We start from the raw sequence: 17,135 nt of genomic DNA on the forward strand, positions 1-17,135 counted from the left end.
GGGGTGCCTGTTTAAAAAAAAATCCCCCTACAACCCCCCCCGGGCGGGCGGGGGGGGGGGCTCCCCCCGCGGGGGCTCCCGGGCCCGCAACCCCGGGGCCGCCTAGGAGTTGTCGCGGGCCAGGCGGAGCAGCTCGGCCAGATCCATGTCGTCGATCAGCTCGTCGCCGACCGCCTCGGCGGTGCCGGTCGCCCCGGCACCGCCGCCCGCGGCCGGGCCGACGCCCGGCAGCTCGGGGTCCAGCGCGGTGCGCAGCTGCTTGGCGAGGGCGGCGGGGGTCGGGTAGTCGAAGATCAGCGTGCTGCTCAGGCGCAGACCGGTGGCGTCGGTGAGCAGCTTGCGCAGCTCGACCGCGGTCAGGGAGTCGAAGCCCTGCTCCAGGAAGCCGCACTCGGGGTCGAGGCCGCTGTGCGGGGCCTCGCCGAGCACCCCGGCGACGCACTCCTCGACCAGCTCCAGCAGCAGCTCGTCGCGCTCCGGCTCGGTGAGTCCGGCGAGCCGCTCCCGCAGCCCGGCGGACCGGTCCGGCCGCTCACCGGTGCCCGGCGCGTCGGCGTCCTGCGCGTCGGCCGACCGCGGCGCGGGGGCGTCCGTCCTGGCGGCGCGCCGCCAGGCGGCGAGCAGCGGCAGCGCGGCCCGCAGTTCGGACGGGAGGTCCCCGCCGTCGCCCTCCAGCCGCAGGACGGCGGCCAGCGAGGCCTCGTCCTGCTGCTCGACGGCCGCCCAGAAGGAGGCGTCCAGCGGGTCGGCCGTCCCGGCCGCGGCCTTCGGCTGGACGACGTCCAGCCAGTACCGCCCGCGCTGGAAGGCGTAGGTCGGCAGGTCGACCCTGTGGCCGTCCGCGTGGAACGCCGTCCAGTCCACCGGCACGCCGCGCAGGTGCAGCGCGGCCAGCGCGGACGCCAGGGCGAACTCCTCGGAGCGGTCCCGGCGTTGCGCGGCGACCAGGGCCGCCCGGCCGCCGGCCGCCGTGCCGTCCAGGAACTCCTGGCCCATGGCGGTGAGCACGCCGTCGGGGCCGAGCTCCAGGAAGGTGGTGACGCCCTCCGCCAGCAGCGTCTCCACGGCGTCGTGGAAGCGGACGGTGTGGCGGGCGTGGCGGATCCAGTAGTCGGGGTCGGTGAGCTGGTCGGTGGTGGCGGGTCGGCCGGTGAGGGTGGAGACGATCGGGATGGCGGGGGCGTGGTAGGTGAGTTGGGCGAGGGTGTCGCGGAACTCGTCGAGCATCGGCTCCATGAGCGGGGAGTGGAAGGCGTGGCTGACGCGCAGTTCGCGGGCCTTGTCGAACTGTGCGGCGACGGCCCGGACTTCGGCGGCGTCGCCGGCGATCACGACGGAGCGGGGGCCGTTGACGGCGGCGATCGAGACCCGCTCGGTGAGCAGGGGCAGGACCTCCTCCTCGCCGGCCCGGAGCGCCACCATGGCGCCGCCGGAGGGGAGGTGCTCCATCAGACGGGCGCGGGCGGTGATGAGACGGGCGGCGTCCGGGAGGGACAGCACCCCGGCCACGTGGAAGGCCGCGACCTCGCCGATCGAGTGGCCGGCCAGGAAGTGCGGCCGGACGCCCCAGGATTCGACCAGGCGGTACAGCGCCACCTCGACGGCGAACAGGGCGGGCTGGGTCCAGCCCGTACGGTCCAGGAGTTCGCCGCCCTCGGCGATCACCTCGCGCAGTGGCCGCTCCAGGTGGCGGTCCAGCTCGGCGCAGACCTCGTCGAACGCCGCCGCGAACGCCGGGAACGCCGCGTACAACTCGCTTCCCATGCCGGTGCGTTGGGCACCCTGGCCGGTGAACAGGAAGGCCGTCCGGCCGGAGGCCGCCACCGCCCTCAGCACCCCGGGCGCCTGCGGCGTCCCGGCGGCCAGGGCCCGCAGCCCGGCCAGCAGGCCGTCCCGGTCCGCGGCGACCACGGCACCCCGGTGCGGGAACTGCGAGCGCGTGGTGGCCAGGGAGAGCCCGAGGTCGGCCGGGTGCAGCTCCGGCCGCCCCTCGACCAGCTCCAGCAGTCGCCCGGCCTGGCCGCGCAGCGCCTCCTCGGACCGGCCGGAGAGCACCAACGGCCGTACGGCCGGGCCCTCGTGGCTCCGCTCGGGGGCCGTCGGCGCCGGGTCGCCCTGCTCCAGGACGAGGTGGGCGTTGGTGCCGCTGATGCCGAAGGAGGAGACGCCGGCCCGGCGCGGGCGGCCGGTCTCCGGCCAGTCCCGCGTCGCGGTGGCCAGCTCGACCGCTCCGGCCGTCCAGTCCACGTGCGGCGAGGGCTCGTCGACGTGCAGGGTGCCCGGCAGGACGCCGTTGCGCATCGCGAGCACCGTCTTGATCACCCCGGCGACGCCCGCCGCGGCCTGGGTGTGGCCGAGGTTGGACTTCACCGAGCCGAGCAGCAGCGGCAGTTCGCGGTCCTGGCCGTAGGTGGCCAGCAGTGCCTGGGCCTCGATCGGGTCGCCCAGCTTGGTGCCCGTGCCGTGCGCCTCCACCACGTCGACCTCGCCCGCGGCGAGACCGGCGGCGGCCAGCGCCTGGCGGATCACCCGCTCCTGCGCGGTGCCGTTCGGGGCGGTGAGCCCGTTGGAGGCGCCGTCCTGGTTGACGGCGCTGCCGCGCAGCACCGCCAGCACGGGGTGCCCGTTGCGGCGGGCGTCCGACAGCCGCTCGACCAGCAGCATGCCGATGCCCTCGGAGAACCCGGTGCCGTCGGCGCCGGCCGCGAAGGCCTTGCAGCGGCCGTCCTCGGCGAGGCCGCGCTGGCGGGCGAACTCGATCAGCAGCTTCGGAGTGGACATCACGGTCACGCCGCCGGCCAGCGCCAGGTCGCACTCGCCGCGCCGCAGGGCGGCCGCCGCGAAGTGCAGCGCCACCAGCGAGGAGGAGCAGGCGGTGTCCACGGTGACGGCCGGGCCCTCCAGGCCCAGCGCGTACGCCACCCGGCCGGTGGCCACGCTGGCCGCGCTGCCGTTGCCGAGGTAGCCGTCGACCTCCTCGGGCACGTCCTGAACCCAGGTCGCGTAGTCGTGGTAGACCATGCCGGCGTACACGCCGGTCCGGCTGCCGCGCAGGCCGAGCGGGTCGATCCCGGCCCGCTCGAAGGCCTCCCAGGAGGTCTCCAGCAGCAGGCGCTGCTGGGGGTCCATCGCCAGCGCCTCACGGCGGTTGATCCCGAAGAACGCCGGGTCGAACCCGGCCACGTCGGTCAGGAAGCCGCCGGTCCGGGTGTAGGTGCGGCCCGGGGTGCCCGGCTCGGGGTGGTAGATGCCCTCCAGGTCCCAGCCGCGGTCGGCCGGGAACTCCGAGAGCACCGAACCGCCCTCGGCGAGCACCTCCCACAGCGCCTCCGGGGTGGCGATCCCCCCGGGGAAGCGGCAGCTCATCGCGACGATCGCGATCGGCTCGTCGGGGTCGGCCGTGACCGCCACCGCGGCCGGGGCCGGGGCGGAGTCGTCCGCGTCCGCGCCGAGCAGCTCCTCGACCAGGTGCGCGGCGAGCGCGCGCGGCGTCGGGTGGTTGAACACCAGGGTCGCCGGAAGGCGCAGCCCGGTCGCGGAGTTGAGCCGGTTGCGCAGCTCCACCGCGGTCAGCGAGTCGAAGCCCAGCTCCTTGAGCGCCTTCTCCTCCTCCACGGCGTCGCCCGAGTCGTGCCCGAGCACCGCGGCGACGTGGCCGCGGACCAGGTCCAGCACGGTCCGCCGGCGGTCCTCGCCGGAGAGCCCGGCCAGGCGCCCGGCCAGACCGCCCGCCGGAGCGGCGTCCGGGGCACCGGCCGTGCGGCGGCCCGGGCCACCGGAGGCCAGGCCGCGCAGCAGCGCGGGGACGGTGGCCGCCCGGCCGCGCAGATGGGCCCGGTCCAGCTGGATCGGCACCAGCACCGCCTCGCCCGAGGCCACGGCCGCGTCGAACAGGGCCAGTCCGGTCTCGGCGCTCATCGGCACCGCGCCGCCCCGCACGATCCGCTCCAGGTCGGCGTCGACGAGGCGCCCGGCCATGCCGGACCGCTCCTGCCACAGGCCCCAGGCCATCGAGACGGCCGGCCGGCCCTGGGCGCGGCGGCGCTGCGCCAGCGCGTCCAGGAAGCAGTTGGCGGCGGCGTAGTTGGCCTGCCCGGGGTTGCCGAGCACACCGGCCGCGGCCGAGAAGAGGACGAACCCGCCGACGTCGCCCGCCAGTTCGTGCAGGTTGAGCGCGCCGGTGACCTTGGGTGCGAGCACTCGGTCGAACTGCTCGGGGGAGAGGGAGAGGACGGTTCCGTCGTCCACCACGCCCGCGGTGTGCACCACGGCGGTGAGCGGGCGCTCGGCGGGGACGGCGGCGAGCAGCTCGGCGAGCTGCCGGCGGTCGGCGACGTCGCAGGCGGCCAGGGTGACCTCGGCGCCCGCCGCGCGCAGCTCGGCGAGGAGTTCGGCGGCGCCCTCGGCCGCCGGGCCGCGCCGGCTGGTCAGCAGCAGGTGCCGGGCGCCGTGGGCGGCGACCAGGTGGCGGGCGGTCAGCTCGCCCAGGCCGCCGATCGCGCCGGTGACCAGGACGGTCCCGGAGACGTCCAGCGGGGCCTGCGCACCAGCACCCGGCTTCCCGGCGGCGGTCGGCGCCTTGGCCAGGCGCGGGGCGAGCAGGGCGCCCCGCCGGACGGCCAGCTGCGGCTCGGTGTCCACCGGCAGTGCGGCCAGCGGCAGTTCACCGCCGTCGTGGTCGACCAGGACCAGCCGGTCCGGGTTCTCCGACTGCGCGGAGCGGACCAGGCCCCACACGGCGGCCAGGACCGGATCGGGCGCACCCTCCCCGGTGGTGACCGCGCCGCGGGTCAGCACGGCCAGCCGGGCCTCGGCGAACCGCGGGTCCACCAGCCACTCCTGGACGAGTCGCAGCACCCGTACGGTCGTCGCGCCGACCGCGGCGGCCAGCTCGTCCGTCGCCTCGGACTCCTGGTACGGGGCGAGTTCCACCGCGACCACGTCGGGCACGGCCGCGCCGGCGTCCACCGCCGAGCCCAGCTCGGCCAGGGCGGCCAGGCAGTCCGTGCCGTCGGCGCCGTTCGTGCCGTCCGTGCGGTCGGCGCTGTCGGCGCTGTCGGTGCTGTCGGTGCCGAGGAGCGTCCAGGAGCGGGCGGCCGGGTCGCCGGCCGGCACCGGCAGCCACTCGATCCGCAGCAGCGACTCGCGCACGGCCCGGTCGGCGGTGCGCAGCCGCTCGGCGGAGACGGGCCGCAGCAGCAGCGAGTCCACCGAGGCGACGGGCGCGCCGCCGAGGTCCGCGACGGTCAGCGACAGGGTCTCCGGAGCCGTCCGGGCCAGCCGGACGCGCAGCGCGGTCGCGCCGCTCGCGTGCAGCCGGATCCCGCCCCAGGAGAAGGCGAGCCTGCCCTGCTCGGCGTCCGGCACCAGGCCCATCGCGTGCAGGGCGGCGTCCAGCAGCGCCGGGTGCAGCCCGTAGCGGGCGGCCGCGGCCTGCTCGGTGGAGGGCAGGGCGACCTCGGCGTAGACCTGGTCGCCGTGCTGCCAGGCGGCTCGCAGGCCCTGGAAGGCCGGGCCGTAGTCCACCCCGGCGTCGGCGAGCCGCTGGTAGGCGTCGGTGACGTCCAGCGGGGTCGCGCCGGCCGGCGGCCAGGCGGTGAGGTCCGCGGCGGACTCGTCGGCTGCCGTGTCGGCCGCCGCGTCGGTGGTCGCGTCGGTGGCCGCGGAGAGCGTGCCCGAGGCGTGCCGGGTCCACGGCTCGTCCTCGGCGGCGTCGGCCGGGCGGGAGTCGATCCGCAGCGGACGGAGGCCGTCCTGCTCCGCGCCGACCAGGACCTGGAGCCGGACCCCGCCGCGCTCGGGCAGGACCAGCGGGGCTTCCAGGGTGAGTTCGTCGAGGCGGCCGTAGCCGACCTCGTCGCCGGCCCGGACGGCCAGCTCCAGGAACGCCGTTCCGGGTAGCAGGGTCGCGCCCATCACGGTGTGGTCGGCCAGCCACGGCGTGCTGTGCCGGGAGAGCAGCCCGGTCAGCAGGTGGCCGTGGCCGTCCGCGAGCGGGACGGCCGCGCCGAGCAGGGGGTGCTCGGGGGCGGTGAGGCCCGCCGTGGTGACGGCGGCCGCACCGGCCACGGTGTCCAGCCAGTAGCGGTTGCGCTGGAAGGGGTAGGTGGGGAGGTCGGTGCGGTGGCCGGCGGTGAGGAGCGGGGTGAAGTCGGCGGGGGCGCCCTGGACGTGGGCTTCGGCGAGGGAGGTGAGGAAGCGGCGGGTGCCGCCGTGGTCGCGGCGCAGGGTGCCGAGGGTGTGGGCGGTGGTGTGGTGGAGGGTGTCCTGGATGGCGCCGGTGAGGACGGGGTGGGGGCTGACCTCGATGAAGAGGTCGTGGCCCTGGTCGGCCAACTGCTGGGTGGCGTCGGCGAGTCGGACGGTCTGGCGGAGGTTGCGGTACCAGTAGGCGGCGTCCATCGTCGTGGTGTCCAGCCAGCGGCTGTCGACGGTGGACCAGAACGGGATGTCGGCGCCGCGCGGGGTGACGGGGGCGAGCAGGTCGAGCAACTCGGCTTGCAGGGCCTCGACATGGGCCGAGTGCGAGGCGTAGTCCACGGTGACCCGGCGGGCGCGGATGCCGTCCGCCGTGAAGCGCTCGACGAGTTCGTCGAGGGCGTCGGCGTCCCCGGCGACGACCGCCGAGGAGGGGCCGTTGACGGCGGCGACGGAGATCCGGTCGTGCCAGGGGGTGAGGTCGATGTCCTCGGCCGGGAGGGCGACGGAGACCATGCCGCCGTTTCCGGCGATGGCGGTGATGGCCTGGGAGCGCAGGGCGACGACCCGGGCACCCTCCTGGAGGGAGAGCGCGCCGGCGACGGTGGCGGCGGCGATCTCGCCCTGGGAGTGGCCGATGACGGCGTCGGGGTGGATTCCGTGCGCCTGCCAGAGGGCGGCGAGGGAGACCATGACGGCCCAGAGGGCGGGCTGGACGACGTCCACCCGGTCGTAGCCGGGTGCGCCCTCGGCGCCGCGCAGGACGTCGAGGAGGTTCCAGTCGGTGAACTCGGCGAGGGCGTCGGCGCATTCGGTGATGCGCTCGGCGAACACCGGCTCGGTGTCGAGGAGTTCGACGGCCATGCCGGCCCACTGCGAGCCCTGCCCGGGGAACACGAACACCGTGCGTCCGGTGGTGGAGACGGTGCCCTCGACCACGGCGGCGCTCTCGGTGCCCTCGGCGAGTGCCCGGAGGCCTTCGGTCAGCTCGGTACGGTCCGAACCCAGCACCACCGCACGGTGGTTGAACAGCGAGCGGGTCGTCGCCAGCGAGTGGGCGAGGTCGAGCGGGGCGGCCTCGGACTCCTGGAGCAGCGCGGCCTGGGCGCGCAGGGCGTCCGCCGACTTCGCGGACAGCAGCAGCGGCAGCACGCCGTGCGCCGTCGGTTCGCCCGCCGGGGCCTCCGGGGAGGGCTGTTCGAGGATGACGTGGGCGTTGGTGCCGCTGACGCCGAAGGAGGAGACGCCGGCCCGGCGCGGGCGGCCGGTCTCCGGCCACTCCCGCTCCTCGGTGAGCAGCTCCACCGCGCCCGCCGACCAGTCGACGTGCGGGGTGGGCTCGTCCACGTGCAGGGTGCGGGGTAGCACCCCGTGCCGCATCGCCAGCACCATCTTGATGATGCCCGCCGCGCCCGCCGCGCTCTGGGTGTGGCCGAGGTTGGACTTCACCGAGCCGAGCTGGAGCGGCAGTTCGCGGTCCTGGCCGTAGGTGGCGAGGAGCGCGTTGGCCTCGATCGGGTCGCCGAGCCGGGTGCCGGTGCCGTGCGCCTCGACGGCGTCCACGTCGGCGGCGGTGAGGCCGGCGGTGGCCAGGGCCTGGCGTATGACGCGTTCCTGGGCGGGGCCGTTGGGGGCGGTGAGCCCGTTGGAGGCGCCGTCCTGGTTGATCGCGGTGGCCCGGACGACCGCCAGCACCGGGTGCCCGTTGCGGCGGGCGTCCGACAGTCGCTCGACCAGCAGCACGCCCACGCCCTCGGCCATGCCGAAGCCGTCGGCGGCCGCCGCGAAGGCCTTACAGCGCCCGTCCTCGGCGAGGCCGCGCTGGCGGCTGAACGCCACCAGGCCCTCGGGGGTGGCCATCACGGCGGCACCGGCCGCGAGCGCCATCGAGCACTCGCCGGCGCGCAGCGCCTGGACGGCGAGGTGGAGCGCCACCAGGGAGGAGGAGCAGGCGGTGTCGATGGTCACGGCCGGCCCTTCCAGGCCGAGCGCGTAGGAGATCCGGCCGGAGACCACGCTGGCCGCGTTGCCGGTGACCAGGTAGCCCTCGTTGCCGGGCGGGGCGGCGGCCAGCAGGGTGCCGTAGTCCTGGCCGTGGGTGCCGACGAACACGCCGACCTGCCCGCCCCGGACGGACACCGGGTCGACGCCGGCCCGCTCGAAGGCCTCCCAGGAGGTCTCCAGCAGCAGCCGCTGCTGCGGGTCCATGGCGTGCGCCTCGCGCGGGCTGATCCCGAAGAACGCCGCGTCGAACTCGGCCACGTCGTACAGGAATCCGCCCTCGCGGGTGTACGAGGTGCCGACCCGGTCGGGGTCGGGGTCGTAGAGCCCGTCGAGGTCCCAGCCGCGGTCGGTCGGCAGGGCGCCGACCGCGTCGCGCCCGGCGAGGACCAGCTCCCACAGGTCCTCCGGGGTGCGCACGCCGCCCGGGAAGCGGCAGCCCATGCCGACGATCGCGATCGGGTCGTCGTCCCGGGCCGCCGCGGTGGTGGCCGCGGCCGGTGCGGCGGCCGGGAGCCGGTCGCCGAGCACCTGCTCGCGCAGGTGGCCGGCCAGGGCCTTCGGGGTCGGGTAGTTGAAGATCAGCGTGGCGGGCAGGCGCAGGCCCGTCGAGCCGTGCAGGCGGTTGCGGAGCTCGACCGCGGTGAGCGAGTCGAAGCCCAGCTCCTTGAAGGTCCGTTCGGGGTCCACGGCCGTGCCGGCCGGGTACCCGAGCACCGTTCCGGCGGTGGCGCGGACGAGGTCCAGCAGCTCCCGGTCGCACTCGGGCCCGGTCAGCCCGGCCAGCCGCTGGGCGAGGGCCGAGCCGCCGGCCCGGTCGGTCGGCCGCCGACGGCCCGAGCGGGTGCGGACCAGGCCGCGCAGCAGCGGGTGGACGGCGTCGGACTGGGCGCGCACGGCGGCCAGGTCGAGCCGGATCGGCATCAGCGCCGGTTCACCGGCCGCGCGGGCGGCGTCCAGCAGGGCGAGGCCCTCCTCGGCGGAGAGCGCCGCGGTGCCGACGCCGGCCATCCGGCGCAGGTCGGTGCCGGTGAGCCGGCCGCCCATGCCGTTGCGCTCCGCCCACAGGCCCCAGGCCAGCGAGACGGCCGGCCGGCCCTCGGCTCGCAGGTGCCGGGCGTAGGCGTCGAGGAAGGCGTTGGCGGCGGCGTAGTTGGCCTGCCCGCCGGCGCCGAATACGGCGGCGGCGGAGGAGTACAGCACGAAGGCGGCCAGGTCCGCGTCGCGGGTGAGTTCGGCCAGGTTGAGCGCGCCGGAGAGCTTGGGCGCGAGCACCCGGTCGAACTGCCCGTCGGTGAGCGTCTCGATCACGCCGTCGTCGACGATGCCGGCGGTGTGCACCACGGCGGTGAGCGGGTGCTCGGCGGGGATGCCGGCCAGCAGCTCGGCGAGGGCGGAGCGGTCGGCGACGTCGCAGGCGGCCAGGGTGACCTCGGCGCCCGCCGCGCGCAGCTCGGCGAGGAGTTCGGCGGCGCCCTCGGCGGCCTCGCCGCGGCGGCTGGTCAGCAGCAGGTGCCGGACGCCGTGGGCGGCGACCAGGTGGCGGGCGGCGAGCACGCCGAGGCCGCCGGTGGCCCCGGTGACCAGGGCCGTCCCGTTCGGGTCGAGCGCCGGGGCGCCCTGCTCGGCGGGCCGGACCCGGGTGAGCCGCGCGGCCCGTACCGAGCCGTCGTGCAGCAGCAGTTGCGGCTCGTCGCCGGCCAGGGCGGCGGGCAGCGCGCGGTAGGAGGCGTCCTGCGCGTCCAGGTCGACCAGGACGATCCGGTCCGGGTGCTCGGACTGCGCCGAGCGGACCAGGCCCCAGAGCGGGGCGGTCACCAGGTCCGGCAGGCCGTCGCCCGGGCCGTCCCCGGCCACCGCGCCCCGGGTGAGCACGACCAGGCGGCTCTCGGCGAAGCGCTCCTCGGCGAGCCACTGCTGGAGCAGGCCCAGCAGCGCGTGGGTGGCCGCCCGCACGGCGGGGACCAACTCCGGTGCGGCGCCCGGTGCGAGGGGCAGCAGGACGGTGTCGGGGGCGGCGCCGTCGGCGGCGGCGAGGGCGGCCAGGTCGGGGTACGCGTCCACCGTGCTGCCCGCCGCGGTGAGCCCGGCGGCCAGGCCGAGGGCGTCCTCGCCGACCAGGGCGTAGCGGCCGGTGACCGGGGCGGCCCCGGGCAGGTCCGTCCAGTCGACGCGGAACAGCGAGTCGCCGTCGGGCCCGGCGTGGACCGCGCGCAGCTGGTCGGCCGAGACCGGCCGGACGGCCAGGCCGTCCACCGAGACCACCGGCACGCCGTGCTCGTCCGAGGCCTCCAGGGCGACCGAGTCCAGACCGGCCGGGGAGAGCCGGACCCGCAGGGCGGTCGCGCCGGCGGCGTGCAGCGAGACCCCGCTCCAGGCGAACGCCAGGTGGCCCTCGGCGGACTCCTCGCGGTGCCGGACGGCGCCGAGGTCCATGGCGTGCAGGGCGGCGTCCAGCAGCGCGGGGTGCAGCCCGTAGCGGGCCGACCGGTCGGCGACCTCCTCGCTCAGCACGACCTCGCTGAACACCTCCTCGCCGCGCCGCCAGGCCGCGCGGACACCCTGGAACGCCGGTCCGTACCCGGCGGGCAGCCGCTCGTACAGGTCCTCGACCGGCAGCGGTTCGGCGCCGGCCGGCGGCCACTGGGTGAGGTCCGCGGGGGCGGCGGGAGCGGCGGGGGAGAGGGTGCCCGCGGCGTGCCGGGTCCACGGCCGGGAGGCCGCGGCGTCCTGCGGCCGCGAGTGCAGGCCGACCGGCCGGGCGCCGGTGGCGTCGGCCTCGCCGACCACCACCTGGACCTGGACGGCGCCCTGCTCGGGCAGCACCAGCGGGGCTTCCAGGGTGAGTTCGTCGAGGCGGCCGCAGCCGACCTCGTCACCGGCCCGGACGGCCAGGTCCACCATGGCGGTCCCGGGCAGCAGGGTGGTGCCCATCACGGTGTGGTCGGCCAGCCACGGGTGGGTGGTGCGCGAGATCAGGCCGGTCAGCAGGTGGCCGTGGCCGTCGGCGAGCGGGACGGCCGCGCCGAGCATCGGGTGGTCGGCCGCGGCCAGACCGACGGCGGTCACGTCCGACGCGCCGGGGGCCGCCTCCAGCCAGTAGCGGTTGCGCTGGAAGGGGTAGGTGGGGAGGTCGGTGCGGTGGCCGTCGGTGAGGAGCGGGGTGAAGTCGGCGGGGGCGCCGTGGACGTGGGCTTCGGCGAGGGAGGTGAGGAAGCGGCGGGTGCCGCCGTGGTCGCGGCGCAGGGTGCCGAGGGTGTGGGCGGTGGTGTGGTGGAGGGTGTCCTGGATGGCGCCGGTGAGGACGGGGTGGGGGCTGACCTCGATGAAGAGGTCGTGGCCCTGGTCGGCCAACTGCTGGGTGGCGTCGGCGAGTCGGACGGTCTGGCGGAGGTTGCGGTACCAGTAGGCGGCGTCCATCGTCGTGGTGTCCAGCCAGCGGCTGTCGACGGTGGACCAGAACGGGATGTCGGCGCCGCGCGGGGCGACGGGGGCGAGCAGGTCGAGCAACTCGGCGTGCAGGGCCTCGACATGGGCCGAGTGCGAGGCGTAGTCCACGGTGACCCGGCGGGCCTGGGTGCCGTCGTCGGCGCACCGCCGCAGCAGCTCGTCCAGGGCGTCGGCGTCCCCGGCGACGACGGCGGAGGAGGGGCCGTTGACGGCCGCGACGGAGACGCGGTCGGCCCACGGCGCGATGGTGGCGAGCGCGTCCTCGGCGGACTGGGAGAGCGACACCATGCCGCCGTTTCCGGCGATGGCGGTGATGGCCTGGGAGCGCAGGGCGACGACGCGGGCGCCGTCCTGGAGGGTGAGGGCGCCGGCGACGGTGGCGGCGGCGATCTCGCCCTGGGAGTGGCCGATGACGGCGTCGGGCTGGACGCCGTGCGCCTGCCAGAGCGCGGCGAGGGAGACCATGACGGCCCAGAGGGCGGGCTGGACGACGTCCACCCGGTCGTAGCCGGGGGCACCATCGGCGCCGCGCAGGACGTCGATCAGGTTCCAGTCGGTGAACTCGGCCAGGGCGTCGGCGCATTCGGCGATCCGCGCGGCGAACACCGGCTCGCTGTCGAGGAGTTCGACGGCCATCCCGACCCACTGCGAGCCCTGCCCGGGGAACACGAAGACGGTCCCGCCGGTGGCGTCCGCCGTACCGGTCAGCACGGTGGCGCTCTCGGTGCCCTCGGAGAGCGCCCGGAGGCCTTCGGTCAGCTCGGTGCGGTCCGAACCGAGCACCACCGCACGGTGGTTGAACAGCGAGCGGGTCGTCGCCAGCGAGTGGGCGAGGTCGATCGGGGCGGCCTCGGACTCCTGGAGCAGCGCGGCCTGGGCGCGCAGGGCGTCCGCCGACTTCGCGGACAGCAGCAGCGGCAGCACGCCGTGCGCGGCGGGCTCGCCGGTGGGGCCTTCCTCCACGACGGGCTGTTCGATGATGACATGGGCGTTGGTGCCGCTGACGCCGAAGGAGGAGACGCCGGCCCGGCGCGGACGGCCGGTCTCCGGCCACTCCCGGTCCTCGGTCAGCAGCTCGACCGCTCCGGCCGTCCAGTCCACGTGCGGCGTCGGCGCGTCCACGTGCAGGGTGCGCGGCAGCACCCCGTGCCGCATCGCCAGCACCATCTTGATGATGCCGCCGACCCCGGCGGCCGCCTGGGCGTGCCCGATGTTCGACTTCAACGAGCCGAGCAGCAGCGGAAGTTCACGGTCCTGGCCGTAGGTGGCGAGGAGCGCGTTGGCCTCGATCGGGTCGCCCAGCTTCGTGCCCGTGCCGTGCGCCTCCACCGCGTCGACCTCGGCCGGGGCCAGGCCCGCGGCGGCCAGCGCCTCGCGGATCACCCGCTCCTGCGCCGGGCCGCTCGGGGCGGTCAGCCCGTTGGACGCGCCGTCCTGGTTCACCGCCGTGCTGCGGACCAGGGCCAGCACCGGGTGCCCGTTGCGCCGGGCGTCCGAGAGCCGCTCGATCAGCAGCACGCCCGCACCCTCGGCCCAGCCGGTGCCGTCGGCGGAGGCGGCGAAGGACTTGCAGCGCCCGTCCTCGGCGAGGCCGCGCTGGCGGCTGAACTCGACGAACACCTCGGGCGTCGCCATCAGCGCCACGCCGCCCGCCAGGGCCAGGTCGCACTCCCCGCGCCGCAGGGCCGCGACCGCCAGGTGCAGGGCCACCAGGGAGGAGGAGCAGGCGGTGTCCACGGTGATCGCCGGGCCCTCGAAGCCGAAGGTGTACGACACCCGGCCGGAGGCGACGCTGCCCGCGGTGCCGGTGCCGAGGTACCCCTCCACCTCCTCGGGCACCCGGGGCAGCCGGCTGGCGTAGTCGTGGAACATCACGCCGGTGAACACGCCGGTCCGGCTGCCGCGCAGGGCCTCCGGGTCGATCCCGGCCCGTTCCATGGCCTCCCAGGAGGTCTCCAGCAGCAGCCGCTGCTGCGGGTCCATGGCGAGGGCCTCGCGCGGGCTGATGCCGAAGAAGTCGGGGTCGAAGTCGGCGCTGTCGTAGAGGAATCCGCCCTCCCGGACCGAGGAGCTGCCGGCCGAGCCGGGGGCGCCGCCGAACAGGGCGTCGGTGTCCCAGCCGCGGTCCGTCGGGAACTCCGAGACGGCGTCCCGGCCCTCGGCGACCAGCTGCCACAGGGCCTCGGGGGTGATCGCCCCGCCCGGGTAGCGGCAGCTCATCGCGACGATCGCGATCGGGTCCTCGTCCGCCGCCACCGCCGGACGGGCGGGGGCGGCCGGGGCCGGTGCCTCGTCGAGGAGTCCGGCGAGCAGGAAGCCGGCCAGCCGGGCCGGGGTGGGGTGGTCGAAGACCACGGTCGCCGGGAGGCGCAGGCCGAGCGCGGTCCGCAGCCGGTTGCGCAGCCGGACGGCCGAGGCGGAGTCCACCCCGAGGTCCTTGAAGGCCCGCTCGGGCGCGATCGTCCGCGGCAGGCCCCGGCCGAGCACCCCGGCCGCCTCGGCCCGCACCAGGCCGAGCAGCGTCTGCCGGGCCTCCGCCCGGGGCAGCGCGCGCAGCCGGGCGGCGAACACGGTGTCCGCCGCGCCGTCGGCGGCGGCCGGGTCGCGGAAGAGGACGCCGGTGGTGTCCCGGGTGGCGACCACGGGGGTGTCGGCGCCGCCCAGCGCGGAGTCCAGCAGCGCACCCAGCTCGGCGTCGGACACGGCGCCCGGGTCGGTGGTGTCCCAGGCCAGCGACACGGCGTGCCGGCCGGTGGCGCGGCGGTGCTGGGCCAGCGCGTCCAGGAACGCGGCGCAGCCGCCGTGGTCGCCGTCGTCCGCGCCCCGCAGGGCACCGGTGGAGGAGACCAGCAGGAAGGCCGTCAGGTCGAGCCCGGCGGTGAGCTCGTGCAGGGCCACCGCGCCGTCGACGCCGGTCCGCACCCAGCGGTCGGCCTGCCCGCCGGCGGCCAGCCCGGGGGAGCCGGCCGCGTGCACCACCGCGGTGAGCGGGTGCTCGGCCGGGACGCCCGCGAGCAGCTCGGCGACGGACGCGCGGTCGGCGGCGTCGCAGGCGGCCAGGGTGACCTCCGCGCCGGACTCGCTCAACTCCACGGCCAGCGCGGCCGAGTCGGGGGTGGTGGAGGCCAGCACCAGGTGCCGGACGCCGTGCTCGGCGACCAGCCGCCGGGCGATCGCGGCCGCGGCCGTCCCGCCGGCGCCGGTGACCAGCACGGTGCCGTCGAGGCGGCGGCCGGACGCGGCGGCGGTGACCGGCACCAGGCGGGGCGCCCGCAGCACCCCGCCGCGGACGGCGAACTGCGGCTCGCCGGTGGCCAGACCGGCCGGCAGGGCGGCCGCGGAGGCGGCCTCGCCGTCCAGGTCGGCCACGGTGAAGCGGCCGGGGTGCGCGGTCTGCGCGGCGCGCAGCAGCCCCCAGAGCGGAGCCTGCGCCAGCCCCGGGACCTCCTCGCCCGGGTGCACGGCCAGCGCGCCCCGGGTCAGCACCACCAGGCGGGTCTCCCGCAGCCGGTCGTCGGCGAGCCAGCGGGTCAGCAGTTCGGCGGCCTCGCGGGCGGTCCGCCGGGCCGCGTCCGCGACCGGCTCCGCGCTGGCGGCGGGCCAGGGCAGGTAGACGACCTCGGGCGCACCGGCCGCGGTGAGCTCCGCCAGGTCGGCGTAGCGGTCGACCGCCAGGCCGTCCAGGCCGTCAAGTCCGTCCAGTTCGTTCAGCCGGGCGGCTCCGTCCGACGGGCTCCCCAGCAGCGCGGCGCGCACCGGCTCCACGGGCCCGGCGGGCAGCGGCACCCAGTCCATCCGGTACAGCGACTCCTGCCGGACACCCCGGGCGCCGAGCAGGGTGCCGGGCTGGTCGAACAGCCGGTGCCGGGTGACCTTGCCCGAGGCGGTGCGCGGCACGGCGGCGATCGCCCGGACCTCCTGCGGCACCTTGAACCAGGACAGCTGCTCGGCGCAGGCGGCGAAGACCAGCTCGGCGTCGACGCCCTCCGGCGCGGCGACCACGAACGCGACCGGCACCTCGCCGAGCACCTCGTCCGGCCGGCCCGCCACGGCGACGTCCAGCACACCGGGCACCGTGCGGACGACGTCCTCGATCTCGCCCGGGTGGATGTTCTCCCCGCCCCGGATGATCAGCTCCTTGCGCCGCCCGCTGATCGTCAGCTGGCCGCCGGCCGCCCGGACCGCCAGGTCGCCGGTCCGGTACCAACCGTCCCGCAGCGCCTCGGCGGTGGCCTCCGGCCGGTTGTGGTAGCCCTGCATCAGGCTCGGCCCGCGCACCCACACCTCGCCCTCCGTCCCGGGGTCGGTGTCGATCCCGGTCTCCGGGTCGACCACCCGCACCTCCAGGCCGGGGACCGGCAGGCCGCACGAACCGGAGACCCGCTCGGCGCCCGGCGCCTCGGTCGCGATCGCGCCGCAGGTCTCGGTGGAGCCGTAGCTGTTGAGCAGCGGGATGCCGAACGCGTCCTCGAAGTCCCGGGCCAGCGAGGCCGAGGTGACCGCGCCGGTCGACAGGCAGACCCGCAGCCGCGGCATGTCCAGCCGGCCGGCGTCGGCCTCCCGCAGCAGGTGGTGGTAGAGGGCGGGCACCCCGGCGAGGAAGGTGTACGCGTCGCCGCGCAGCTCGGCCAGCACCTCGTCCGCGGAGAAGCCCGGCATGATGTGCGCGGTCGCGCCGGTCGCGGTGACGCCGACCACGCAGACGATGTGCGCCAGGCTGTGGAACAGCGGCAGCGGCCAGAGCACCAGGTCGTCGCGGGAGAGCCCGAGCAGCGGCGCGTAGCAGGACGCCACCGACCACAGGCAGCTGCGCTGGGTCGACAGCACGCCCTTGGGGGCGCCGGTGGAGCCCGAGGTGTAGAGCATGAAGGCGGTCTCGTCCAGGCCGAGGTCGTCGCGCGGCGGCACGGGGGGCTCGACGGTGGCCAGCGCCTCGAACGACGGCAGGTCCCGCGCCGCCTGCGCCCCCTGCGGCCCCTGCGGCGCCTGCGCCGTCGGACCGGAGACGACCACCAGCAGCCCGGGCCGGTCGGCCCGAAGCCGCAGCACCTGGTCCAGGTGCCGGGTGTCGGTGACGACCACGGCGGCGCCGCTGTCGTCCAGGATGTGGGCCAGCTCCTCGTCGCTGGAGTGCGGGTTGACCGGGACGGCGACACCGGCGGCCCGGACGGCGGCCAGGTAGGCCTCCACCACCTCGACACCGGCGTCCAGGTGGATCGCCACCCGCCCGCCGCGGCCCAGGCCCAGGGCCGCCAGGTGGCCGGCCAGCCGTCCGGTCCGGAGCTCCAGCTCGGCGTAGCCCACGGACCGGCGGCCGTCCCGGAAGGCCGGCTTGTCGCGCAGCGACGCGGCCTGGGAGCGCAGCAGTTCGGGCAGCGGCCTGATCAGCTCGGTACGCGGCATGTCAACGGCTCCTTGGGCACGCGGAAACAGCACGGGAGGCTGGGGACTCCCGGAGAACAGAGAGGGGTGACGCATCATTCGGT

1 protein-coding gene is annotated in these 17,135 nt (G+C 76.6%); it reads right to left on the minus strand.

The annotated features are described in order from the left end of the window. Positions 1-102: 102 nt before the first annotated feature. Positions 103-17,052, minus strand: a complete 16,950-nt coding sequence (locus ACFRQN_RS19170; RefSeq protein ID WP_380741284.1) for an SDR family NAD(P)-dependent oxidoreductase — start codon at positions 17,050-17,052, stop codon at positions 103-105. Positions 17,053-17,135: the final 83 nt, after the last annotated feature.

It is taken from the genome of Kitasatospora sp. NPDC056800, from assembly GCF_042789775.1.
GTDB lineage: Bacteria > Actinomycetota > Actinomycetes > Streptomycetales > Streptomycetaceae > Kitasatospora.